The sequence below is a fragment of the Baia soyae genome (assembly GCF_004341445.1).
Classification (GTDB): Bacteria; Bacillota; Bacilli; order Thermoactinomycetales; family Thermoactinomycetaceae; genus Baia; species Baia soyae.
On record NZ_SLXV01000012.1, the window covers coordinates 16,779 to 39,735 of the forward strand.

At 41.8% G+C, this 22,957-nt stretch carries 23 protein-coding genes and 1 other annotated feature; of the genes, 19 read left to right on the plus strand and 4 right to left on the minus strand.

Features of this window, described 5'->3' with window-relative positions; genetic code table 11:
- Positions 1-9: 9 nt before the first annotated feature.
- Together EDD57_RS05515 and EDD57_RS05520 are read right to left on the minus strand one after the other, a co-directional pair.
- Positions 10-222 carry a hypothetical protein gene (locus EDD57_RS05515; protein ID WP_072335702.1) on the minus strand — a complete coding sequence of 71 codons (213 nt, stop codon included), beginning with the start codon at positions 220-222 and terminating at the stop codon, positions 10-12.
- Between the two features lie 665 nt (positions 223-887).
- On the minus strand, positions 888-1,145 hold the full coding sequence (locus EDD57_RS05520) for a YgaP family membrane protein (RefSeq protein WP_131848483.1): 258 nt from the start codon (positions 1,143-1,145) through the stop codon (positions 888-890).
- A gap of 363 nt (positions 1,146-1,508) precedes the next feature.
- Here EDD57_RS05520 and EDD57_RS05525 point away from each other — a divergent pair, with 363 nt between their 5' ends.
- The 4 genes from EDD57_RS05525 to EDD57_RS14335 all read left to right on the plus strand — a co-directional run bounded on the left by EDD57_RS05525 (position 1,509) and on the right by EDD57_RS14335 (position 4,797).
- Positions 1,509-2,843, plus strand: coding sequence for an O-antigen ligase family protein (locus EDD57_RS05525; RefSeq protein WP_243649455.1), 1,335 nt, complete (start codon positions 1,509-1,511; stop codon positions 2,841-2,843).
- 126 nt (positions 2,844-2,969) lie between these two features.
- Positions 2,970-3,614: a LysM peptidoglycan-binding domain-containing protein gene (locus tag EDD57_RS05530; protein ID WP_131848485.1), complete on the plus strand. Its 645-nt coding sequence runs from the start codon at positions 2,970-2,972 to the stop codon at positions 3,612-3,614.
- 87 nt (positions 3,615-3,701) lie between these two features.
- Positions 3,702-4,631 (plus strand): DNA-3-methyladenine glycosylase family protein, encoded by a 930-nt coding sequence (locus EDD57_RS05535; RefSeq protein ID WP_131848486.1) that lies wholly within the window; start codon positions 3,702-3,704, stop codon positions 4,629-4,631.
- Between the two features lie 16 nt (positions 4,632-4,647).
- Positions 4,648-4,797: a hypothetical protein gene (locus EDD57_RS14335; protein WP_165873681.1), complete on the plus strand. Its 150-nt coding sequence runs from the start codon at positions 4,648-4,650 to the stop codon at positions 4,795-4,797.
- Positions 4,798-4,867: 70 nt separating this feature from the next.
- On the opposite strand, the gene EDD57_RS05540 is transcribed toward EDD57_RS14335, so the two are convergent.
- Positions 4,868-5,785, minus strand: coding sequence for a mechanosensitive ion channel family protein (locus EDD57_RS05540; protein ID WP_131848487.1), 918 nt, complete (start codon positions 5,783-5,785; stop codon positions 4,868-4,870).
- Positions 5,786-5,807: 22 nt separating this feature from the next.
- Positions 5,808-6,797, minus strand: coding sequence for a metal-dependent hydrolase (locus EDD57_RS05545; RefSeq protein WP_131848488.1), 990 nt, complete (start codon positions 6,795-6,797; stop codon positions 5,808-5,810).
- A gap of 52 nt (positions 6,798-6,849) precedes the next feature.
- On the opposite strand from EDD57_RS05545, the gene EDD57_RS05550 reads away from it, so the two are divergent.
- The 15 genes from EDD57_RS05550 to EDD57_RS05620 all read left to right on the plus strand — a co-directional run bounded on the left by EDD57_RS05550 (position 6,850) and on the right by EDD57_RS05620 (position 22,794).
- A complete protein-coding gene (locus tag EDD57_RS05550) occupies positions 6,850-7,167 on the plus strand; it encodes a hypothetical protein (RefSeq protein WP_131848489.1) in 318 nt (105 codons plus the stop codon).
- An 81-nt stretch (positions 7,168-7,248) separates the two neighbouring features.
- Positions 7,249-8,334: an A/G-specific adenine glycosylase gene (gene mutY / locus EDD57_RS05555; RefSeq protein ID WP_131848490.1), complete on the plus strand. Its 1,086-nt coding sequence runs from the start codon at positions 7,249-7,251 to the stop codon at positions 8,332-8,334.
- Positions 8,335-8,425: 91 nt separating this feature from the next.
- On the plus strand, positions 8,426-9,922 hold the full coding sequence (locus EDD57_RS14770) for a VanW family protein (RefSeq protein WP_243649449.1): 1,497 nt from the start codon (positions 8,426-8,428) through the stop codon (positions 9,920-9,922).
- Positions 9,923-10,070: 148 nt separating this feature from the next.
- Positions 10,071-10,724, plus strand: coding sequence for a hypothetical protein (locus EDD57_RS05565; RefSeq protein WP_131848491.1), 654 nt, complete (start codon positions 10,071-10,073; stop codon positions 10,722-10,724).
- A 78-nt stretch (positions 10,725-10,802) separates the two neighbouring features.
- Positions 10,803-12,071, plus strand: a complete 1,269-nt coding sequence (locus tag EDD57_RS05570) for a S8 family peptidase (RefSeq protein WP_131848492.1) — start codon at positions 10,803-10,805, stop codon at positions 12,069-12,071.
- A gap of 55 nt (positions 12,072-12,126) precedes the next feature.
- Positions 12,127-12,419 (plus strand) — a binding site (T-box leader).
- An 82-nt stretch (positions 12,420-12,501) separates the two neighbouring features.
- Positions 12,502-13,356 carry a pyrroline-5-carboxylate reductase gene (gene proC, locus EDD57_RS05575; protein WP_243649450.1) on the plus strand — a complete coding sequence of 285 codons (855 nt, stop codon included), beginning with the start codon at positions 12,502-12,504 and terminating at the stop codon, positions 13,354-13,356.
- Positions 13,357-13,571: 215 nt separating this feature from the next.
- Positions 13,572-14,126: a DUF402 domain-containing protein gene (locus EDD57_RS05580; protein WP_131848493.1), complete on the plus strand. Its 555-nt coding sequence runs from the start codon at positions 13,572-13,574 to the stop codon at positions 14,124-14,126.
- Between the two features lie 4 nt (positions 14,127-14,130).
- Positions 14,131-14,667 (plus strand): signal peptidase I, encoded by a 537-nt coding sequence (gene lepB / locus EDD57_RS05585; protein WP_131848494.1) that lies wholly within the window; start codon positions 14,131-14,133, stop codon positions 14,665-14,667.
- Positions 14,668-14,885: 218 nt separating this feature from the next.
- Entirely contained in the window at positions 14,886-15,665 is a 780-nt protein-coding gene (gene codY / locus EDD57_RS05590) for a GTP-sensing pleiotropic transcriptional regulator CodY (RefSeq protein WP_072335743.1), read from the plus strand.
- 120 nt (positions 15,666-15,785) lie between these two features.
- Positions 15,786-17,555 (plus strand): ABC transporter ATP-binding protein, encoded by a 1,770-nt coding sequence (locus tag EDD57_RS05595; RefSeq protein ID WP_131848495.1) that lies wholly within the window; start codon positions 15,786-15,788, stop codon positions 17,553-17,555.
- Positions 17,556-17,857: 302 nt separating this feature from the next.
- Positions 17,858-18,787, plus strand: a complete 930-nt coding sequence (cyoE, locus tag EDD57_RS05600) for a heme o synthase (RefSeq protein ID WP_243649451.1) — start codon at positions 17,858-17,860, stop codon at positions 18,785-18,787.
- 114 nt (positions 18,788-18,901) lie between these two features.
- On the plus strand, positions 18,902-19,921 hold the full coding sequence (coxB, locus tag EDD57_RS05605; protein WP_243649452.1) for a cytochrome c oxidase subunit II: 1,020 nt from the start codon (positions 18,902-18,904) through the stop codon (positions 19,919-19,921).
- A 55-nt stretch (positions 19,922-19,976) separates the two neighbouring features.
- On the plus strand, positions 19,977-21,869 hold the full coding sequence (ctaD, locus tag EDD57_RS05610; protein WP_131848524.1) for a cytochrome c oxidase subunit I: 1,893 nt from the start codon (positions 19,977-19,979) through the stop codon (positions 21,867-21,869).
- A complete protein-coding gene (locus tag EDD57_RS05615; RefSeq protein ID WP_131848496.1) occupies positions 21,869-22,483 on the plus strand; it encodes a cytochrome (ubi)quinol oxidase subunit III in 615 nt (204 codons plus the stop codon). The genes ctaD and EDD57_RS05615 overlap by 1 nt, the downstream gene beginning before the upstream one ends.
- A gap of 2 nt (positions 22,484-22,485) precedes the next feature.
- Positions 22,486-22,794 carry a cytochrome C oxidase subunit IV family protein gene (locus EDD57_RS05620; RefSeq protein WP_165873682.1) on the plus strand — a complete coding sequence of 103 codons (309 nt, stop codon included), beginning with the start codon at positions 22,486-22,488 and terminating at the stop codon, positions 22,792-22,794.
- The last annotated feature ends 163 nt before the right edge of the window (positions 22,795-22,957 follow it).

Here is a 22,957-nt window from a genome sequence, read left to right on the forward strand (position 1 = left end):
AGATGATTATTAGCACATGGTTGTTGTTTCTTTATCCCCCTGAATGCACATGGCATGAACAGGGATTTGAAACCACCAAGCTCCATCTGTCCTTCGAATAGGCTGATAACCGGCTTTTTTCAAAGTACGAGCGACAGTCCAACTTGCCGTATAGACGGTGGCTAGGTTGGTGGATTCATCAAATTGGATCACGGTTTCTTTTTCCATTTCACTTAGAGACATGTTACGATTCACTCCCCAACCGGATCAGATTCCTGATCACATATTTTTTGATTTCATGTCTTTGTTCTCAAGTCCACGTTGCCACCTTCAAGTACGAGAAACTGTTTGTACCCTATTTTTCGACGTAAACTGACAGATGCCTTCTTTTTTCTGAAAAATTTTTTCTTATCGTTCGAGAAATAATCTTTTCAGAAGGTAACCAGTATCTTAATTCAGGGCTAGTGTTCTTCATCGATACAAAGTTGTTTCATTCTGACTTTCGTAAAAAGAAATTGTATTGAAGTGATCTCCCAATGGTGGACCGTAGTATATGTGAAAACGCCTCCAAAACCGACGGAATGCTAAGAAGAGCGGATAATTGAATTAAGGTGTATAGATCTATCTACGACCAGAGAGAAACAGCTAATCTCATCCAATGGATCTGTTTGCTCACTCTATACCTCCTTTTTAGTTCTTGAAAACTATTATACGAAAAAGTCAGAATATAGGCAATAGATAAGACTTCAAATTGAAGTAAATTTCCTATATTGAGGTAGTGAGAACAAATGTTCTGTTTCTAATTTAGATTGTAACATAGTTTGTTAGGTTTTCAAGTAGCTAATATAAAAAAAAAGATCTGACCGAAATAGTGGTCAGATCGACAATTTTAGAGAAGAATATAGTAGTCATTCGTGTGAACTAGATGTTGAGAAGTTTAGGATCATATCTTTACTAATAGAGGATCGGATTTTGTTATAGAGAGCTTTGCAGGGGCAGAATCGGGTTATTCCCTCTGCAATCTTCATAACGGACATCACTGTGATGAAAAGGAAACACATTCGATTTACACGGCGACGATTTAAATAGTTAATACTCCAGAGTAATCCAACTAATCCGCAAGCAATTCGCATCATGGCATTGGTGGTACTAATGTTTTTTTGCATATTCGTTCCCCCTTGGTTTATTGTTCTTAGGTTGTTCTAACTTGTCTGCTCTATACAAAGAGGAGGAAAAAGATGTTGAAGTTTAAAAGATATAGGGTAAGTAGAAGCGAGGTGTATCCAAGATGCATAACGACTTGGTAGCGTTTGGATTTTTGTATGGTATAATAAGGAATATTTGATTAGATTCCCTAAACTTCGGCTGTTCAACTACTAAAGGATTGTGGTAATCTTATATTTTCTTGGAGTAAGTTTATAATGTATGGAATTCAGTCATTCTATGTATACATTTTGGTATGTTTTATTGTAATTTTTTCATACCATTTGGCATGATATCTGTAAATAAAGGGAGTTAACATCTTGAATATGGAACGGAACCAGCATGTGGTTAATAACCTCACTGCCTTTTTGTACCTTTCCATTCTTCTCTCTCCATTTTTACCCCCGGTCGCTTTAGGACTACTTAGTTGTGCTACTATTTATTACGTTAGGGGAAATTGGGAGTTTAGAAGCTGGCCAGAGGTTGTTTTTCTGGGTTTTATGCTAGTGACCATCATTAGCTGGTGCTACAATCCAACTTGGTATCACCTTAAAGACCTACATATCACTTTCCCGATTGGGATTGTACCACTTGCAACATTTGGAGCATACTACATGCTATCTATGTGGACGCGTAAGGTATTAAACTTTAGTTGGAGGGATTTGCAAAAGGTATATCTCTTGTTTTGGCTTGGTGGGCTTTACGTGGCTGCGATCGTATTTCTACAGCAATTAGATTGGTACGGGTTACATGCTACGTGGTTAGGGGACTTATTAGACTTCTACCGTACGAACCGATATCAATCAGAGAGATCGATTCGAAGCATTGGTACAACTGGTAACTCTAATTTAACAGCTGCCCTTTTAATTTGTTTTGCGTTATTAAGTATCTATGCATCATCTGTTTTAAAGGGGAAATGGAAGAAAACGTTGGCCTTTTCGATGTTCTTTTTATTTTGTACGGCGATAGCGTACACGGGCTCTAGAGGAGCTTGGATTGGCTTGGTAATAGGCCTGATTGTTCAAGTATGGATGACGGGTCAAAGAAAATGGACAGTAGGTTTGTTTGCTGCTTTTGTAGGCATTGTTGCATTTTTTCCATCCATTATTCCGCGAAAGGATACGCTTGCCACTACCATTGACGACCGTTTTCAGGTCTGGAGTACTTCTTGGCAAATCTTTCAGGACAACTGGCTCTTGGGAACATTACCGATTCATTTTGGGCAATTATATAAGCAGATAACGGGTAAGATTATCTATCATGCACATAATGTGGTGCTGGGAGTCGCTTCCGAATATGGAGTAATTGGACTCTTTTTATTTAGCGCCCTGATTTTCATGACGATTCGTCGAGCACGGGCTTGGAGAAAGGCTGCCAATCAAAAGGGTGAGAAACGATTGGCTGGTATGCTGATCTCGCAGACAGTCGCTTTACTTGGTCACGGTATGTATGATTACCCGATTGTTTCACCACAGGTAGGTCTTCTGTTTATGTTAAGTGTCGTGATGATTCATACACAATATGAACGAAGGTGTGTTGTAAGGCCTAATTGGAGTGATGATGAGGAATCTGCGGATAAGCTAAAAGCCGCCACATCGTATCCGCTTAAACACGTATCAGCAGTGCTGTCTATTCGAAAAATCAAGAAAAACGAATCGTAATGAAATAAAAAACTTTGTACTCTGGATGAATAGAGTATAAAGTTTTTTTGTTGTGTCCATTTGTGTTTAACTTTTCAAAATTCTGTCCATGATGTTTATTAGAATTGATAAGAAAGGTGAATATGAATGAAAAAGTATTTATTAATCACGCTAGTTGTGATCCTCTTTGCCATAGGTGCCCATATCCAGGATGATGGTTCACTTAAACTAGACCCAATACCCGTAGCCGCAAAAGAAATGGAATCATCAGCTACTACTTCTTCTTATGTGAAAGTAACCATCCAAAAGGGGGACACCCTTTACCGATTAGCAAAGAAATACGGAACATCTGTGCAGAAAATCGTGGAATTAAACCAGATTTCAGACCCCTCTAAAGTTCGAGTGGGACAATCAATTCGTATTAAGAGTGGAAAACAAGCAGTAGTGAATCCGTTGCAAAATGTCGTACCAAGTGAGTCTAAAAAAGAGAAGCCCGCACAAACCTCAAGCGTGACATCGTGGCATCGTGGAAAAGTGTTAGGTGAGTTTTCGGTTGTTGCGATGACCCCTCCGGTGCAAAGTAAGAGTAGTCTAAGTGGTGTTACCATTGGCGTGGATCCAAAAGTGATCCCTGTAGGATCTAGAGTATATCTCCCTACTATCGGCTACCGCACTGCTCGAGATGCTGAAGGAAGGGTACACGGTAATGAGATCGAATTGTATGTAGAAAGCACAGCAAAAGCAAAACAGATGGGTACAAAGGAAAAAATGTTGTTGGAAGTCGTCAATTAATGATACATAGGGCTACTAGGATAATCCCATTCCTAGTAGCTTCGCTTTGTTATAAAATGAAACAAAGATATAGTAGAAGGTGAAAAGTTGAAACTTACGATTCCGCTATCCAAGGATTATTCCTTTGAAAAGACAATCGAACGAGTAAAAGAGTTTGAGAAAGCAACTGAATACGAGATAGACGCGAAGTTATGGCGAGCGATTCGGCTTTCTTCCCGAGCGATTGTAGTAGGAGTATGTAGGGATCAAGCAGGACAACTGGAAATCGAATCCCATGATGACTTGAGTCAATCAGAGCAAGCGGAACTGAAGGAGATTATGACTCATCGTTGGTCCTCGCAAGTTGATTTAACCCCCTTTTATGAACAAGTGACCCAACATCCTATCTTATCTTCGGTCCTATCCGATCGTATGGGATTTCATATTGTCCGCGAACCTGATTTATATGAATGTTTGATTCGTACGATTATCTCCCAACAGCTCAACCTATCCTTTGCTGGAACGCTGATCAATCGATTTATCGAAGAATTTGGCGAGAAAATTCCTCATCTGGATAGGTGGTTCTCTTCTTTTCCTACAGCCAGGCGAGTAGCCGATCTACACTACGAAGATCTTACCACGCTACAACTGACTCAACGAAAAGCGGAGTATATCATTGACTTATCTCGGGCGATTATAGAAGGGAAGCTGGACTTATCTAGTCTTCAGCAAGAAACAGATGAAGAGATCATGAAACGTTTAATATCCTTTCGTGGGATTGGGAGATGGACTGCCGAGTGTCTGCTCATGTTTGGATACGGCAGGTCGAATGTGTTGCCAGCGGCTGATATTGGCTTGCGTAATGCCCTCCAGCTCCTCTATGGATCCGATACGAGGCCCAGTGAAGCTGAAGTTCGGGAATTAGCGAAAGACTGGAGTCCATACGCCAGCTATGTTACTTTTTATTTATGGGACTATCTCACCCAACAAAAAAAGACAAATAAGACTACGAAAAAGGTTATAATGAACGATAGATAATAAAGGGGGCTATAAAGTGGCTAAAAAGCGTAAAAAAGAACTTCGTGTAGCAACTGTTGATGAAGTTGGCGTTTTGACCCGGGATATCAAAGGAATGAGTCTCTGGTTAGCCTTCGTAGTGGTTGTGGGAGTCACATTGGGGATTCTGTCTAAAAGTATTCTGTAAATAATGGATTGAGATAAAAAATCGCCCTTGTAGGGAAGCTGAGGCTATCCTGCAGGGGCGATTTCGCTATCTATTCCTTTTTTACGCCCACTTTTTGAGGGTCGGTTGCTACGACTACACTGCGCGGGGTAGCAATGGTGATTCCGCGTCTATGTAAGCTTAAAACAGCCTCTTTTCGCATAGCTCGCTCGACGATGAAGTATTCTTCTGGGGTTGCGATGGTGGTAATGGTAAATTGGACTCCATTTACGTCCATGTTGGTAATTCCCACCACTTCAGGGTCAGAGATGATCTGGTCTTTATATTCTTCTTTGACGGTCATACAAGCTTCTTGTAGCGCCTCATCCACGACATCTAAATCGGACTCAGGTGGCACAGTAACTGGGACAATGGCACGCATTTTTTCTCGGTTATAGTTGGTCACTTGATTGATGGTTCCATTTGGCAGATAGTGTAGCCGTTGATTATATTCACGGATTTTCGTGACACGAAGTCCAACTTCCTCAACGGTACCATTGATCTGTCCGTTAATTTGAACGACATCTCCCACTTCTAATTGTCGTTCGAAGATCATAAAGAAGCCGGTTATAATGTCGCGAACTAAGTTTTGAGCCCCAAAACCGATGGCAAGACCTAAAATTCCAGCTCCAGCCAATACGGGACCAAGATTTATGCCAATTTTAGCTAGTACAGTTAGGGCCGCAATAAAATAAATTACGTAATGGGAGATGGATTTAATTAATTTGACCAATGTTTTGGCAGTACGATTTTCCACTTTTCCTAGTGAAAAGGCTTGATCAATAATCTTGTCAAAAACCCGAACCACTAACCATGCGAGAAACATAACGATGACAATATTAATGAACGGTAAGACGATACTATCCATCGGATTCGATGTGACTCGATCGAAAAAGGATTCAAACCCATCTAAGATATCTCCAGTGGATGCGGCAGTCGTCGCGTCTTTCGGTGTTGTTGGGGGAAACATCGTATCACCTCAATAAAATATTTTACTTATTTGTAGTAGACATCATCTCATAAATTTTCTTTTCTAACTGTCCTTCGCTGATCCAGCCTACAAATGAATGAAGGATATTATAGCGATTATCCAAGATGGCTACTGCCACAAACGGAAAGTGCTTCTTATGATGATAGCGGACGTCGAGCCACCGTACTTCATAGCCAAATGGGTGCTGGATTACTTGTGGATAGCCATAATGGGTAAAGGATAAAAACGCATCGATTGCTTCTGCTTGTTTCGAGTGATGGGTAGCTGGATGATGGTTAAATTCAGTTGTAAGCTGTCCAGTCCAGAGCAATTTACCACTTCGGATTTCGCCCATTCGTACTTCTGTCTGCGTCTCGTATACGCAATTCCACTGGCCCCAGCGGGCAGTCGGGATGACGGTATAGGAGCCTGGTGCGTTTACTTGTTTTTTTACCCATCTAAGCCAACGATGATGTACACAGGTTCGCCATATTAAATATAGGCCGATGACGATATAAATAGAAGAAAAGATGAAACCCGCATAAGAAGGAAAAAACCACCATATGACAAATCCTACGATATGCAATATAAACAAGAAGGGATCAAAAATATTGATGATGTCCCATGCCACCCATTTATTCGAAAAAGGCCTGAGCGCTTGTGTCCCATACGAATTAAATAAATCAATAAAAACATGTACAAGGACCGCTATAAAACACCATAGCCATACATGAGCTGTATTCGATGCTGGAAATACAAAATGGAGAACGAGGGTTAAAAGAGTGGGCCAAATCAACCACATGGGTAGAGAATGGGTCCAACCTCTGTGATTTCGAATATAGGCAGGATTGCCCTTTAGACGATACAATGTATCTATGTCAGGTGTTTGTGAGCCAACTACTGTACCTAATAGTACAGCATGAGCTGTGGCTAGATCGCTTGCTACTACCGGATCTAGTTGTGCTAATCCAAAAAGACCTAATCCCATGACAAGATGGGTGCCTGTATCCATAGTGTCCTCCTTTTCATAAAAAGGTATTTGAAAGCAGAAAGGAATGGTAGCAGTGAGTCAATTACTAACAGTGTTTGTTGAATATAGAGTTCAAGAAGATTCCATTTCTATGTTTCAAGATCAGTACTTTGCCCAAATTCGAGAACAGATAAAGAATCAGATGGAACATGTCGTGCGTCATGAGTTCCTACTATCTGAAGCTCAAGTGGGACAAGTTGTGGAAGTGATTCAAGTGGATGACAAAGATGCGACTATCCAATTACAAGAGCTTCGTATTGGACCCACGCTATCGTGGTTCCATTCATTAGATTCTCATATTGTAGGCGGTAGGTCAAAAATAAAATTATGGACATTTCGTCAATGTGATTGAAATTATAACGATTTGATTACATTATTATACTATTGATGAAAAAAAGTCTGTTTCTTATATAATTAGTTGTAGGAGGCAAGTATGCAATTAATCATGAATACAATGGAGAGACCAGAGTCTACTATTGTTTCAACGATTCAAACCGAGCTTTTACATTGGTATGCTCGATACCAGCGAGATCTACCATGGCGAAAAGACCAAGATCCATATAAGGTTTGGGTTTCAGAAATTATGCTTCAGCAAACTCGGGTGAATACCGTTATCCCTTATTTTAACCGCTTTATTGAGCGTTTTCCTACTATTATAGACTTAGCGAATGCAAGTGACGATGATGTAGTGAAGATGTGGGAAGGATTGGGCTACTATTCCCGTGTGCGGAACCTCCATTCTGCGGTGAAAGAGGTAGCAGACAAGTATGGTGGTAAAGTACCCGATCAAATAGAAGAGATTTCTCGTTTAAAAGGAATTGGTCCTTATACAGCGGGTGCTATTTTAAGTATTGCCTATCAAAGAAAGGTACCAGCAGTAGATGGCAATGTGATGCGGGTATATTCACGGATTTTTGCTTTATATGATGATATTGCGATACCAGCCACTCGCAAGAAAATGGAAGCGATTGGGGATGTTTTGATCCCAGAACATGCACCAGGTGACTTTAATCAAGCGCTTATGGAACTAGGAGCTACGATCTGTACGCCTACGTCACCACAGTGCCTGTTTTGCCCAGTATCTTCTGTTTGCGAGGCAAATGAACAAGAGTTGCAAGATGAATTGCCACAGAAAAAAAAGGCGAAGGCACCTACCCCTGTTTCGGTCCGATTTGCTTGGATTGAATCGGGTCATTCTGTTTTTCTTGTAAAACGTCCAGACAAAGGATTACTAGCAGGTATGTGGTCGCTTCCCACTTTTGATCAGGAAGATCCATCAGCTGAGTTAGATCAATATCTCCTTACTCGTAGATGGACTGTGCAAAGCAGAGAAGTGGAAGCTAAGATAGATCATGTGTTTAGCCACCGTCATTGGTTCATCGAGATTGAGCGGATCAAGTTAGATCAGGTTCCCATTGAATGTGGTGAGAACGAAGAATGGCTAGATATCAATAGTATCTACCAAAAAGCGTTTCCAAATGTTTATCGAAAAGCCATTTCAGTTATGAAAAAACAATAAAAAACGCGATCATTTTGTATTTTTATACAGGTGATAAATAAGTGACTTTATTATATTTTTAGATAAAATGTTGTGTAAGGGGAGAGCCTGAGTGCAGGAAAAAGATAAAGAGAAAAAAGAGCCAGATAGCCTTGATCAAGAGGATATAGGGGATTCTGCGGAGGCGACTCAAAATGAATCCGACTTTCTGGTGTTAGAGGAAAATAGTGAGGTTCTTCTATCAGATACTTCTAAGTGGAATTTTACGGAGTTAGAGAAAGTACTTGAAGAACAAGAGGGGCTTTCTCGTGATGAAACCGAAGCTGATGCTGAGGGTGAAGAAGAGATGTCTGCTATCTTAGAAGAAGAGAACCAGGAGATAGAGCTACAAGATACCGAGATAGCAAAGCATGATGCTAGGGAGTCAGCTTCTGAGTCGGAAGAATCCAAGGAGTCCGAGACAGATGAAAATTCCTTTTTACAAAATCTACATCAAAGTACTCATTTGATGAATGGAGAAGAGCTGGTTGGATCGAAAAAAGAAGAAGATCAACCTACTAAAGCCCCTGATCCCGAAAAGAAGAAGGCTAAAGAAACGAAAAAGTGGTTTGTCAGTGCCTTAGCGTTTCTATTTGTAGTGGGGGCTGTTTATCTCTGGGTTACGCAAGATGCAAGTAATAATCCTCGTGCCAGTGAAGAGAAGGTAAAGGCACCCCCTCAGAAAATAACCCTAACAGCAAAAGGGAAAAATTTTGAACTCGACTTGCGAACCGTTGGCTACGATGGAGAAGATGCGACTAAAATTGATCAGAAGAAGCTCACAGCATGGCTAGATGATGTGAAAAAGCAAGTAGATGTCCCAATGAAAAATGCCTCTCAGAAAAAAGTAGGGGATCCCATTACACCAGAGCAAGCGGGTTCTGTGGTTGATGTAGAAACAGTTCAAGAGTGGCTTACCGATATCAAATCTTTAGTGAATCAAACGAAAGAGCTTCCATTCATTGCAGTTGAGCCACAAGTTACCACTGATGATATTAAAAAAGCGGATGATAGAGTAGTTGGAACCTATAAGACTACCTTTGACCCTGGGAATGAAAATCGAACGATTAATATCAAGAAAGCGTCCGACACCATTAATGGGATCGTATTACTTCCGGGAGAAGAGTTTTCTTTTAATAAAGTAGTGGGTGAACGTACAGCGGCGCGTGGCTATAAAAAAGCAGGCGTCATTGTCAAAGGAGAGATCTCGGAAGATATTGGCGGGGGAATCTGTCAGGTTTCCAGTACATTGTTTAACAGTGTAGATAAGGCAAATGTGAAGATTACTCGTCGCATTTCGCATAGTAAAGAAGTTCCATATGTACCACCAGGTAGGGATGCAACTGTCTCATGGGGTGGGCCTGATTTCCGCTTTAAAAATAATTACAACAAGCCGATGGTGATTCGAATTACCATCAACGGTGGAACGATTCAAATCAATACGTATACAGCTCCTGGAGCCGTAAGAGGAAAGAATCAACCATTACCTCCGGAAAAGTTTAGTAAAAGTACAGATAGTGGAGCAAAGTCGGATGAAGATAGTCCAGAAAAAGAAACCAAAACTCCATAGTTGAACATAAGATAAGGTACTTGAATCATATTGGGATGTGTCTGGGCTAAGGTGGTGCCCACACACATCCTTTTTCATTATGGGTATACATCTCTCTTCTAGAAGAAATGATGAAGAATACAATAGATAATCTAGGGAGAGAGACCAAATGAAAATAAATGGATCAATTTGGATTTTTCGGATTTCAGGGATGCTTTCTGTGATGGGTGCTATTTCGATGTGGTTGCTTCTTCAACAAACAAAGAATGATTATGCTACGACCGCTCAGTTTATTGTAGAGAGAAGCTCATCTTTTTTCTTCTGGTATGTGAGTAGCGGAGTATTATTAGTAATCGGTTTATTAATTGCATGTACCTGGAATGTGAAACTAGTATCTCCTGAGAGGAAGTGGATGGGACAGATTGCTTGGTTTGTTCATCTATCAGGAATTTGTCTTGTGATCTTATATTTGTTTGCTCAAGGGATCATTGTGCCACTTGCTCATGCTACAGGAGAAACTCAAGGGAATGTCGGCCTTTTTTATGCACTTAATGAATTGGAACAAAGTCTGGTTCATCTACTAACATATGTAATTCCGTCTGTTCTATCGATTGGCGGATTCCTATATTGTCTCGTGTTGTTTACTGATTCACGCTTTCAAGGTTCGATTCGTGTTCTACATTTTGTTTTATGGACGGGGGTTTTATTAAGTAGCTTGCTGTGTCATGTCGGAGTTCCGAATCTCTCAATCTGGATCTGGTCCATTCTCTTCCCCGTTGTGACTTGGTATACAGGGGGTCTAACGAAATATCAAAATGCTTAAAGTCACTTCCTCCTTTTTGCAGGTAATCATTAGATGAAGATCTAATTAAATGCAGATAGGAAAGTGAGGAGACCTTAGATGCGGTTGAGAAATAGAGAATGGTATGAGAAATACGCGCATCGACTTGATCCTGATTTGCGTGTGCAACTAAGCCGTAAGAAGCAATTAGATAAGGAGTCTATATCGGTCTCTTATCCAGCGATCATACAGTTTGATAAAGAAGAATCGGTTGAACCATACGCGCTAGCAAATTGGTGCGTAGAGCGCGGTGGGAGTGTGCTAGGAGAAATCCCTTTGATTGATTCAATCTATGGAGAGTTTTCAGCGGAACTCTTAGAAGAACTAGTAGTCCATCATCAGGTAGAGCACTTATATCTCGATCGACGTGTGTATGCTTCACTGGACTTATCTGCGAAATCGACTGGAGTGAGGCAACTACATCTAGAGCGCAATTTAACGGGAGCGGGCACTACCATTGCTATTCTAGATACGGGATTGTATCCTCATCCAGATCTCATGAATCCGATTCCGCGGATTGTGGGATTTGTAGATTTGATTCAGGGAAAGACGGATTATTATGATGACCATGGTCACGGGACTCATTGTGCAGGGAGTGCGGCCGGAAATGGGTTTAGCTCGCAGGGGATTTATGTGGGTGCAGCTCCAGAGGCCAAGGTAGTAGGAGTTAAGGTACTCGACCAACATGGCGGAGGGAAGCTTTCGACCGTCGTTCGCGGCATTGAGTGGTGTGTAATGAATCAGAAGGAATATCAGTTAGACATCTTGTCTCTTTCACTAGGTGCTCCTGCTATTCAATCTTATCGAAATGATCCTTTAGCACAGGCTTCTCGAATTGCTTGGCATAACGGGATCATGGTTTGTACAGCGGCAGGGAATGATGGTCCGAAGCCGGGGACGATCAGTAGTCCAGGGCATGATCCGCTCATACTGACAGTAGGTGCTGCCTATCATGAGGTAGCTACCTTTTCGAGTCGTGGACCTACAAAGGATGGGTGGATGAAGCCGGATCTCTATGCACCAGGTGCCGATATCATTTCATTAAACGCTCCAGGCTCCGAATTAGAGTTACAATTTGCAGATAAATGCGTAGATGAACATTACTTACGACTGTCAGGCACTTCGATGGCAACCCCTTATGTGGCGGGAATATGTGCATTGCTCTTAGAGGAGAATCCGAATCTCACCCCTAATGATCTAAAAGCGATCTTAACGAGTACGGCGAAGGAGATTTCAGGGGAGTTAGCTGGCAATGTATGTGCAGTAGCGGCAGTGGAGCTAGCGGAACATTATCGTCATTTTCAGCGGAATCAATTGCCATCTCCGTAAATGTTGACTTTAGACCCCAGTTTACATAATATAGAAATACACTACAAACGATAAAGAAAACGCTGTGACAAGGAATAGTAAAGCTATCTAACCTAGTATAGAGAGTAGAGTCCATCGGCTGAAAGATTCTATCTAGAACCTAGCTCGAACCCGCCCTTGTAGTGGCTGATGATAGACTGTTTTTGCTTTCTAGAAATCAGATCGGAGCTGACCGTTATCTCAGAGTTATGCAGTTGGGAACGAAATAAATTGTATGTTTATATGTTTCTCTGCATAAATAGAGATAAATTCACGGTTAGTGAGTTTAAATAAGGTGGTACCACGGAAGAAAGCCCTTTCGTCCTTAAGTGGATGAACGGGTTTTTATTTGTTTTTTATTTGCTTTTTATTTGTTTTTAATTTGCTTTTTTATTTATAAGGAGGAAAGAAAGTGACAGATCATATATTTGAGCATCTTCGTGTTGGATTTATCGGCGCGGGTTCGATTACAGAGGCCATGATTGCAGGATTGACTAGGGGGAGAGTGATCCCGTCGTGTAATATATCAGTGGTGAATCGTTCTAACTGTGCTAGACTACAAGAGTTAGCTGACCGCTATCAATTAACTCGTCATTCTCATGATGAGCAAGCTATTTTAGAGTCGGATGTCATCGTACTCGCGATCAAACCAAAAGTGGCTAGTCAAGTTTTGCAGGTTTGGGGCCCTAAGTTTAGGGAGAATCAATTGATTCTTTCCGTGATCGCAGGCGTGAGTACAAATCAGATCGAAGCGGCGTGTCCGCAAAAAGTAGCCGTTGTACGAACGATGCCGAATACCTCAGCGGCAGTAGGTAGATCGGCAACTGCCATTTGTAAGGGGCAGCATGTGAAGGAATATAACTTCGCCACCGCTAAAACGATTCTAGAGTCAATCGGAATCGTGCTAGAGGTTCAGGAGTCGCAGATGGATGCTGTAACAGGGCTTGCAGGGAGTGGACCGGCCTATTTCTACTACATGGTAGAAGCCATGCAAAAAGCAGGGGTCTACGTGGGGCTCGAATCTGATATCGCTCGACAATTTATTATTCAAACTTGTATCGGTGCTGCGGAGATGCTAATCCATACTGGAAAAGAACCGTCTCGTCTACGTGAAGAAGTTACTTCCGAGGGAGGTACGACTTTTGCAGGATTGAAGGCGTTGAAGAAATTCTATTTTGAAGAGGCGATTTGTGAGGCGATTTTGAAAGCCACAGAACGTTCACAAGAGTTGGGCAAACCCACGAGCCACTTGAGCTCTCGATGTTAGAGAGCTCTGTTTTTTCTTACTTGGTAATATTTACATCATTGTAAATATGAATAAAAATATATATCATAATCACATCGTTGAGGTAAAGGATAACAGAATTAAAGATTTTCATTTACTCCAAAAAAGCAGATCACGAAAATAAATTCTGAAACGTTTGTTTTATATCTTTCAGATTTTGGCAATAAAGGAAAATAGGAACGCTTTTCTGGAGGTGAGTGGAAATCTTACAGAATCGAGGCGACATGGTGCGGGTAGAGAGTTACAAGCACCAAGATGTTTTGCACCGAATCTGGAAAACCTCTTTTGTCCTTCATGAAGATGATCGTCAATTAGTGATTGCCAATGAAGACGTCGAAGTCATCCAGCCGGATGGAACCGATGCAGTCTTTGCTGGCATAGCCATTACGATTTTTCCCAAGGACGAATGGTTTAATACGGTTTGCGTGTACAGGAATTCGGACAAGCTCCGATACTATTACACCAACATCGCCTCACCTGTGATATTGGATCGCACGAAAAATGTCATAACCTATATCGATTATGACCTTGATGTTATCACCTATTCTGATTTAAGATTTCAAATTGTGGATCAGGATGAGTACGAGGTAAATCAAGTTCGATACGCGTACCCCTCACAGGTAATGTTACAGATTGAACAAGCTGTACATAAGATCACAGATCTGATCCATACCCGATCAGCTCCATTTGCTCCAGAAATTGCCCCATATTGGTTCAGGCAGTATCGTTCCCTGATCAAAGGAGAGGGATGATGGAGTGAATGTAGTCAGTATCGTTCAACATCGTGTAACAAAGTGGATTGTCTTGGCGCTGTTTGGCGTATCAATCGCTATTGGAGTAAACCAATTTATACTTGCGATGTCAATCGTAAACGGAACATCCATGCAACCAACCCTACACGATGGAGATCGTTTGTTAGTCAACAAATTTTCATTTTTGTTTCACACACCAGAGCGAGGGGATGTTGTCACGTTCCAAGATCCCTCCGACGCAAATCGATATCTCGTAAAACGAGTGATCGGGGTCCCAGCTGACCGGATTGAGATAAAAGACGGAAAGCTTCTGCGAAATGGACAGGTCGTAACAGAACCCTATATCGATACCAGGATTGAAGATGGAAATTTCGGACCGATTGTAGTGCAAAAAGGAACGATTTTTGTGATGGGAGATAACCGGCACCGCTTTGCTTCTCGAGATAGCAGATACGATACAGTAGGACAGGTTTCTGTGCGATTGATCGAGGGAAAAGTAGAATGGATTCTATGGAGACCATCCCTAAGTGCCCATCTTTGACCAATTTTTAAAAACTATTGCAAATGTGGTTAAAAGTCAAAGATTGTTCACAAAAATTAATTTGCCTATGTGGAAAAAAAGAGCATAATAGGTAAAGTACATTTCAATCTTTCGAAAATCAAATCCTGTTGAAAAAAATCCTCTTTTGTCAGAATTGGCGTTTTGGCAATAAGGTCCATTTAAATGATAGGTTTGCAAAAAATAGGAGGCATTTATTCATGAACTTGCTAGACAAAACACGTAGAATTTCAAAGATCTTACAAAAAAACGTAGGTCACCACTTGGTGGATTTTGATGAGGTTGCACAAGCACTTTGCGACGTTATTTCTTCTAACATCTATGTTGTAAATCCAGAAGGAAAAATGATGGGTCTTGCTACGAATCATGACTTTGAAAATGAGCGCATGCAAAAATATCAGACTAATCGCGAATTCCCAGCTGACTATGCTCGTCTTCTTATGGAAGTAGATCATACAATGCCAAACATTGGGGTTGATAGTCCCTACACTGCATATCCATATGAAATGAAGGAAATGTTCCGTGAAGGTCTTACCACATTGGTTCCAATTATCGGTGGCGGAGATCGTTTAGGTACACTCGTTCTTTCTCGAGTGAATGAATCCTTTGTAGACGATGACCTCATCTTGGCCGAATATGGTGCGACTGTAGTAGGAATGGAAGTACTTCGCGAACGTGCTGGTAAAGTAGAAGATGAAGCTCGTAGCCGTGCAGTGGTTCAACTTGCGATTAGCTCTCTTTCTTTCTCAGAGTTAGAAGCAGCAGAACACATCTTCAACGAACTAGATGGCTTAGAAGGCTTACTAGTAGCAAGTAAGATTGCGGATCGTGTCGGAATTACCCGTTCTGTAATTGTAAACGCACTTCGTAAATTAGAATCTGCTGGTGTAGTAGAGTCCCGTTCCCTAGGAATGAAAGGTACTTACATCAAAATTCTAAACGCGAAATTGTTACCAGCGTTGGAAAAAGCGCGTCATTAATTTCACGCTAATAAGAAAGTAAGACCGAGAGCATGATTGTTCTCGGTCTTTTTGTGTGTTGGTACTCTGTTTTTGATATACTAGGGGCACCAGATTCGATGGTATGTAGGAGATGAAAATATGGGAAGTGTTCGAAGATATCTCCAATTTGTAAAGCCCTATCGGAAGCAGATTGTAGGTACAATGGGGATCGGGATGATTAAGTTTGGCATCCCGTTGTTATTGCCTCTTATGCTTAAGTATGTGATCGACCATATACTGCTATCTGGGATGGCCAGGGAAGAACAGATGCGGCAACTATGGTGGATTACAGTAGGTGCTTTTTTCTTATTTACAGTCGTACGAATCCCCGCGGAGTATTACAGGCAATATTTCGCCCAATGGACGGCCAATCGTGTTTTATTTGATGTGCGGAATCAGATGTATGATCATATCCAGCGATTATCACTCCGCTATTACAATAATCAAAAAGTAGGGCAAGTGATTTCACGCGTGATTAACGATGTGGAACAAACAAAAGAGTTTGTGATTACGGGCATGATGAATGTTTGGTTGGATTTTATCACTTTATTTATTGCGGTGGGAATGATGATCTGGATCGATCCATGGATGACCTTAATCTCGCTTTCGATCTTCCCGTTATATGGGCTTAGTGTGAAGTACTTTTATCAGAATCTACGGAAGTACACACGTGAGAGATCACAAGCATTGAGCGAGTTACAAGGGCACCTTCACGAGAAGATTCAGGGGATTCCTGTGATCCGTGCTTTTCATCTTGAAGACCATGAGCAAGTCCAGTTTCAAAAGCGGAATCGCCATTTTCTCGAAAAAGCGTTGACTCATACACGTTGGACAGCGAAAACATTTGCTTCTGTTAATACGATTACCGATTTAGCCCCGATTATTGTGATTGCGGTGTCTGCTTACCAAGTCATACAGGGTGGACTTACTCTGGGGGCTATGACAGCCTTCTATGGCTATCTAGGACTGATCTATTCACCCGTACGTCGACTTGTAAACGCCTCTACTACGCTTACCCAAGCACACGCTTCTATGGATCGTGTATTTGAGTTTCTGGATGAGTCTTACGACATAGTGGACCGTCCCGATGCATATGTAGTGAAAGAGGTACAAGGAAAGATTGACTTTCATGAGGTTGAGTTTTCTTACGGGAAAGAACGAGATCCTGTTCTAAAAAATATAAATTTAGAGATAGAAGCGGGTCAGATGATTGCCTTAGTTGGACCGTCTGGTGGGGGTAAATCATCTATCGTTGGACTAATTCCACGTTTTTTTGATGTGACGAAAGGTAGTATAAAAGTAGATGGTCGGGACGTGCGTGACTACACGCAGGAAAGCTTGCGAAAACAGATCGGATTCGTTCTTCAAGATAACTTTCTTTTTAGTGGGACGATCGCTGAAAACATTCGGATGGGGAATATAGAGGCTTCAGAAAGTGAGATGGTAGAGGCCGCAAAAGCCGCAAATGCGCACGATTTTATTATGCAACTTCCTCAGGGCTATCAAACGGAAATTGGAGAGCGTGGTGTAAAATTATCGGGTGGACAGAAGCAACGTTTAGCGATTGCTCGTGTGTTTCAAAAAGATCCTCGGATTATTATCTTGGATGAGGCTACATCCGCGCTTGATTTGCAATCGGAATCACTGGTTCAGGAATCACTGGAGAGACTTGCTAAGAATCGAACCACGATCGTAGTGGCTCACAGGTTGTCTACGATTACCCATGCGGATCAGATCGTTGTCATTGATAAAGGAGAAGTGGTGGAGAAGGGAACACATGAACAGCTCCTATTACGTGAGGGTCTTTATAGTGAACTTTTTCACGTACAAAATTTAGATGCTCTTTCCAATGAAAAAAACAAATTTTGATTCCATGAAATTTTGACATAAAATATTCACATACTATGTAACAAGGTTCGTTTATGGATGGAATACCATGCGAATTAAGGGAACTTTGAAGCAAGTAAATGTTATTATACGAAAATGCGGGAGAAAACAAATCCTTTCTATCTTATCTGGAAATCTTTCTGCCCTTGCACGAACATCCATCATCAACTAAAATGATGTTGGTATCAAGCGTAAATCAGGGATTGTGAATAAAAGTATTTGCTTGAAAAAGGATGTTAACAATCAGCTTCTTGGTTGGACGTAAACAAGGAGGGAGGTTTGTTATGTCAAGATCTGCTGAGAGAGCATTAGCTTCCCAGTCTCTCATGGATGTAGGTAAATCAACGTGGCGCGATTACTACGAAGTTACGAAGCCAGGTATTAATAAGTCAAATCTGCTCGCGACATTTACGGGCTTTTGGCTGGCTTCTGGTTTTCAGCATTTTGATTTTCTAAACCTACTATGGACGCTCCTCGGAACGGCATTGGTGATTGCAGGAGGCTGTGTGTTAAATAATTTTTACGATCGAGATATCGATCCAAAAATGAATCGCACAGAGACCAGAGCAGTCCCTGAAGGTCGAATTAAGCCGATGGTTGCGTTATGGTACGGCATATTTTTAAGTGTGGCAGGATTTATTGTACTTGGTGTACTGGTCAATGCCGCTACAGCATTCTTGGGTTTTATTGGGTTCTTTGTATATGTGATGATTTATACAATGTGGCTGAAGCGTACGAGTGTGTGGAATACTGTAGTAGGTGGTGTCTCTGGTGCTGTGCCCCCGATGATCGGTTGGGTGGCTGTTACCGAGCGGATCGATTTAACCGCTTGGGCTCTTTTCTTGGTCTTGTTCATGTGGCAACCCCCTCACTTCTTTGCGCTGGCGATGCGTCGGGTAGAAGAATACCGCGCTGCTGGGATTCCGATGTTACCAGTGATAAAAGGGTTTGCTGAGACCAAGATCCAAATGCTACTCTTTACCCTCTTGTTGTTGCCTTCATCCCTCTTATTGTTCTTTACTGGGGCGAGTGGTTGGGTGTATTTAACGGCAGCAACCATACTAGGGGTTGTCTACATCATCCTTTCTATTAAAGGCTTTTATGCCAAGGATGATATCGCTTGGGCTAAGATGATGTTTCTCTACTCGCTCATCTATCTCATGGGCATACTCTTAGTGATGGTGATTGACAAAGGAATTACATCCTTCTATTAGATGTGAACAAGTAGGGTTTTGTTGCCCTGCATTTATTCAATCAGTTCTTTTCAGGATTCGGGGTTATACTGAGTTTATGAGAGGAACTGTCTTCAGAAAGTGAGGTTGAATGTAGTGAGCCGAAAAGGTTTATGGCGAATATTAGCTGTACTTGCCCTAGCGATGCTTGTATTAGCAGGCTGTGATTCAAGTAAAATACTACCAAGTGATGCACTCAATGTACTTGATCCTAAAGGGACCGCGGGTGAAAAGAGCTTAGACTTAATCTATTTTAGTATTGCGATCATGCTAGTGGTTTTTGCTATTGTAATGGCTATTTTTATCTATGTTTTAGTGAAGTTTCGAAAGCGTGAAGGGGTAACGTTAGACCGTTCCAAATACAAGGATCATAATACTGTGTTGGAAATTATCTGGACGGTTCTTCCGATTGCGGCTCTGGTAGCGCTCGCAATTCCGACTGTGAAGTATACCTTCGATCTTGCTGAAGTACCAAAAGGCGACGATGTGTTGGTGGTAGAAGTTGTCGGTCATCAATATTGGTGGGAATTTAAATATCCGAAACAAGGATTTAAAACGGCTCAAGAATTACATATACCTGTTGGGAAGAAAGTTCACTTTAAAATTACAGGTACTGATGTACTTCATGCATTCTGGGTTCCAGCACTTGGGGGTAAGATGGACGTAATCCCTGGACGTGTCAACGAGCTTACACTTGATGCGAAAAAAGCAGGATTATACCACGGTAAATGTGCAGAGCTTTGTGGAGCGAGTCATGCTTTGATGGACTTTAAAGTTGTCGCAGAAGAACAAGCTGATTTTGATAAGTGGATTGCGAAGATGTCTGCTCCTCCAGCACCTGTTGTGACAGCGAAAGAAAAGCAGGGTGAAGAGATCTTTAATAGTTCTTGTATCAAATGTCATGCTGGTATGGATCCAAAAAGAGAAGGCCCAGATTTGACGAAGTTTGGTAACCGTCAGTCCATTGCAGGTATTCTTAAGTACGATGAAAAGAACCTAAAAGCTTGGCTAAAAGATCCCAAATCGATCAAGCCAGGTACGAAGATGGAGAAATTTGACTTCCTGAATGATCAAGAGCTTGATGCTCTAACGCAATACTTAATGAATCGCAAATAAGACTCCTGTCTTGTGAGGTAACGAAGGAGGGACTACCTTGGGTACATTGCTTATCATGATTGTTTTCGGGCTATTCTTTGCAGCGATTTTTACAGGGGGATATAATAATACCCTGATCCAACGTGCGCGTAAGACCACAGCCTGGGATTGGCTTACCTCGGTGGACCATAAAAAAATTGGTGTCATGTATTTTATGGCGGGGATCTTTTACTTTGTAGTAGGAGGTTTGGAGGCGCTCTTCATGCGCTACCAATTATTGGTTCCTGGAAATGATGCTTTTGTAGGACGTACTTTTAACGAATTACTTACAATGCATGGTACAACGATGATCTTCTTTGCGGCTATGCCACTGATTTTTGGTTTGATAAACGTGGTTATGCCTCTGCAAATCGGTGCGCGCGACGTTGCGTTTCCGTTTCTAAACTCTTTGGGTTTCTGGTTGTTCTTCTTCGGAGCGCTTTTGACGAATATGGGATGGATATTCGGTGGAGCTCCTGATGCTGGTTGGACTTCCTATGTACAATTAGCCTTGAATGAATATAGCCCGGGGCCTGGGGTCGATTATTATGTACTCGGCTTGCAGATAGCGGGTGCAGGAACGACGATGAGTGGGATTAACTTCCTCGTCACCATTTTAAACATGCGTACGAAAGGCATGAGCCTACTTCGTATGCCAATGTTTACATGGACATCACTGATTACTTCTGTGTTGATTATCTTTGCAATGCCTCCCCTTACCATTGCACTTCTCTTATTGATGATGGATCGCCTTTTCGGAGCGAATTTCTTCGATCATGTAATGGGTGGTAGTGCGGTGCTTTGGGAGCATTTGTTCTGGATCTTCGGTCACCCAGAGGTATACATTGTAGTTCTCCCTGCGTTTGGGATTATGTCTGATATCTTCTCGACATTCTCTAAAAAGAAACTGTTTGGTTATAACTCGATGGTGTTCGCAACATCATTAATTGGATTCTTAGGCTTCATGGTATGGGTTCACCATATGTTTACTGTAGGCCTCGGTCCTGTATCGAACTCCATTTTTGCTATCGCAACGATGCTCATTGCGATTCCAACGGGTATCAAAGTATTTAACTGGTTGTTTACTATGTGGGGCGGAGAATTAACCTTTCCAGTCGCCATGAAGTGGGCAATTGGCTTTATTCCAACATTCGTTATTGGTGGTATGACGGGGATTATGCTTGCTGCTCCTCCGGCCGACTTCCAATATCAAGATAGCTATTTCGTAGTAGCTCACTTCCACTATGTGTTAATTGGTGGTACGGTATTTGCTCTTCTTGCTGGAGCATACTACTGGTGGCCGAAAATGTTTGGTAAGATGTTAAGTGAAAGACTAGGAAATTGGCATTTCTGGCTTTTCTTTATCGGATTCCATCTAACATTCTTCCCGCAACATTTCTTGGGACTCTTCGGTATGCCACGTCGTGTGTTTACCTACGAACCAAATGTAGGGCTAGAATATATTAACCAAGTGAGTACATTCGGTGCGATTCTCATGGGAATCGGAACCATTATCTTTGCTTGGAATATGATTCAATCGTTCCGTTCCAAAAAAATTGCTGCTGCAGATCCTTGGGATGGTCGTTCATTGGAGTGGGCTACTGAGACTCCAGTTCCTTTCTATAACTTTGCACAACTACCAGAAGTTCGCGGTGTAGATGCATTCTGGCTCGAAAAACAAGCAGGAAACAAGCAGATGACTCCTGCTGAGCCGTTAGGTAAGATTCATATGCCATCTGGCTCTCATATCCCATTCTTGATGTCGATTGCCCTCTTTGTGGGTGGTTGGGGCTTAATCGCTCGTAGTTGGCAAATCGGTGTCATGGGGCTACTTGCGTTCGGCGTAACGATGTTCATGCGTTCCTTCGACCGTGATCATGGATTCTATGTAAAACCGAAAGAACTCCTAGATAAGGAGGCGAAAAGTTAATGGCTCATCATCCAGTTGAAATCAAACCGGGGATGCATCTAGAGACAGCTACTTTTGAAGGTAAAAATAAAGTAATGGGCTTCTGGATGTTCCTTGGTGCTGAAACCGTATTGTTTGCTTGTTTGTTTGGTACGTATCTAGCGCTCCGTAATCAAACTGTAAATGGTCCAAGTGGGGCTGAATTGTTTGATCCGGTTCTTGTTGCGGTAGCGACAGCGATCTTGTTATTTAGTAGCTTAACCAGTGTTTTCGCCATGATGGCAATGAATAAGCTAGATAAAAAAGGAATGCTCTTCTGGTTGGGAGTAACCGTATTGCTTGGTCTCTCCTTCCTAGTTCTCGAGATCTATGAATTTGTTCACTATATACATGAGGGTCATACCTTTATGAGTAGTGCCTTTGGTTCTTCCTTCTATGCTTTAGTTGGAACGCATGGTGCGCACGTAACCTTTGGGATCATTTGGATTTCGACGATTATGTATCAAGCTTGGAAATGGGGCATTAATACAGAAACAGCTCCTAAGCTATTTGTAAGTAGTCTGTATTGGCACTTTATCGACGTTGTATGGGTGTTTATCTTTACGTTGGTATATCTTCTCGGAATGGTGGGATAATGATGGCGGATCAAAGTACTTCTAATACCCAACCAACTGAGTACAAATCTGAGAGTAAAATGAAGCATATCGTTTCATTTGTGGCGATGATCTTGCTTACCGTCGCAGCTTTCGTTCTTGTACTAAGAGATGTTGTACCAGTGGCTTGGGTACTACCCTTGATGCTCGGTTTTGCGGTGATTCAGGTTCTATTGCAATTGTTTACCTTTATGCATTTGGATCAAAAAGGATCTCTCTACTATATTCTCTTTATTGCTTTTGGAGTGATGGTAGCTGTTATATCCGCAGCGGGAATCATCTTCATGCCGTAGATAATCATGATAGAAGCCTTTTCCTTTTAACGAGGAAAGGGCTTTTTATTTTACTCTGAACTGCACCTCCAATTGTTAGACACGAAATAAAATCCAACAGTTGGAGGTGTTTTTTCTATGACCTTCGGAGGCGGATGGAGTAACCGGACCTACAGGAGAAATT

Bases quoted from the DNA above. Each gene is read 5' to 3' on its own strand.
- EDD57_RS05570 (WP_131848492.1), top strand. From the start codon at position 10,803: ATGCGGTTGAGAAATAGAGAATGGTATGAGAAATACGCGCATCGACTT.
- EDD57_RS05525 (WP_243649455.1), top strand. From the start codon at position 1,509: ATGGAACGGAACCAGCATGTGGTTAATAACCTCACTGCCTTTTTGTAC.
- ctaD (WP_131848524.1), top strand. From the start codon at position 19,977: ATGATTGTTTTCGGGCTATTCTTTGCAGCGATTTTTACAGGGGGATAT.
- EDD57_RS05615 (WP_131848496.1), top strand. From the start codon at position 21,869: ATGGCTCATCATCCAGTTGAAATCAAACCGGGGATGCATCTAGAGACA.
- codY (WP_072335743.1), top strand. From the start codon at position 14,886: ATGAACTTGCTAGACAAAACACGTAGAATTTCAAAGATCTTACAAAAA.
- EDD57_RS05620 (WP_165873682.1), top strand. From the start codon at position 22,486: ATGGCGGATCAAAGTACTTCTAATACCCAACCAACTGAGTACAAATCT.
- mutY (WP_131848490.1), top strand. From the start codon at position 7,249: ATGCAATTAATCATGAATACAATGGAGAGACCAGAGTCTACTATTGTT.
- EDD57_RS05520 (WP_131848483.1), bottom strand. From the start codon at position 1,145: ATGCAAAAAAACATTAGTACCACCAATGCCATGATGCGAATTGCTTGC.
- cyoE (WP_243649451.1), top strand. From the start codon at position 17,858: ATGTCAAGATCTGCTGAGAGAGCATTAGCTTCCCAGTCTCTCATGGAT.
- EDD57_RS05540 (WP_131848487.1), bottom strand. From the start codon at position 5,785: ATGTTTCCCCCAACAACACCGAAAGACGCGACGACTGCCGCATCCACT.
- EDD57_RS05515 (WP_072335702.1), bottom strand. From the start codon at position 222: ATGTCTCTAAGTGAAATGGAAAAAGAAACCGTGATCCAATTTGATGAA.
- EDD57_RS05565 (WP_131848491.1), top strand. From the start codon at position 10,071: ATGAAAATAAATGGATCAATTTGGATTTTTCGGATTTCAGGGATGCTT.
- EDD57_RS05545 (WP_131848488.1), bottom strand. From the start codon at position 6,797: ATGGATACAGGCACCCATCTTGTCATGGGATTAGGTCTTTTTGGATTA.
- EDD57_RS05595 (WP_131848495.1), top strand. From the start codon at position 15,786: ATGGGAAGTGTTCGAAGATATCTCCAATTTGTAAAGCCCTATCGGAAG.
- EDD57_RS05530 (WP_131848485.1), top strand. From the start codon at position 2,970: ATGAAAAAGTATTTATTAATCACGCTAGTTGTGATCCTCTTTGCCATA.